At 47.3% G+C, this 797-nt stretch carries 1 pseudogene; it reads right to left on the minus strand.

The features are described from left to right. Positions 1–797 (minus strand): annotated as a pseudogene (locus CWB66_RS19900) (RHS repeat protein); the annotation flags it as partial.

The raw sequence follows: 797 nt of genomic DNA on the forward strand, positions 1-797 counted from the left end.
TCTCGCTTTGTGTTACCGAGGCTAAGCGGTTACAGGCATCGTATTTATATTGCTGTAGCGTGCCATCAAACCCAGTGACTTGTGTTGGGTTTTCGTTCGCATCGTAACTTATGCGGTATACGTGACCGTCGCTTCGCTCAATGGCGGTTAAGTTACGCTCTTTGTCATAGGTTAAATGCAGTGCGCTACCATCGGGCTGAATCACACAATGTGGCTGGCTTAGCCCTTCAAAGTGTTGCTCGGTGGTGTCGCCATTGCTGTTTTGTGAGCTTATTAGCCGCCCTGCTTCGTCGTAACTAAAATGTTGATGCTGTTTATGTTCAGGCTCGTTTTCGTCAAAGGCGGTGGTTTGCGCAAGCTGCCCATGCGCGTTGTATTTGTATTGAGTCAGCAGCCCTGCGTTATTGATGGTGGCGTTTACACGCCCTAAATTATCGTAGCTGTAACGTATTAGCTCGTCGTTATGGTGCTTGGCTAATAGCTCACCTTGCTCGTTCCATACAAATTGGGTAATTTGGCCGTTTTTATTAATGTGCTGTGTTAACTGGCCAAGCTTATCGTAGCTGTATAATGTGGTGCGGCCATCGCCAAAGGTTTCGCTTTGCAGTAAACCCGCTACGCTGTATTTGCGCGTAATGGTTTGCCCATCTGGCAAGGTGGTTAATACCCGTTGCCCTAGTTGGTTATACGCAAATTGAGTTTGGCTGCCATCAGGCTGAGTTATAGAGGCTAATTGCCCATAAGGCGTATAGCTGTAACGCGTTATGCTGTTATCGGGTTTAACGTCGGTTACTTTT

The sequence above is a fragment of the Pseudoalteromonas sp. S558 genome, assembly GCF_005886635.1.
Classification (GTDB): domain Bacteria; phylum Pseudomonadota; class Gammaproteobacteria; order Enterobacterales; family Alteromonadaceae; genus Pseudoalteromonas; species Pseudoalteromonas aliena.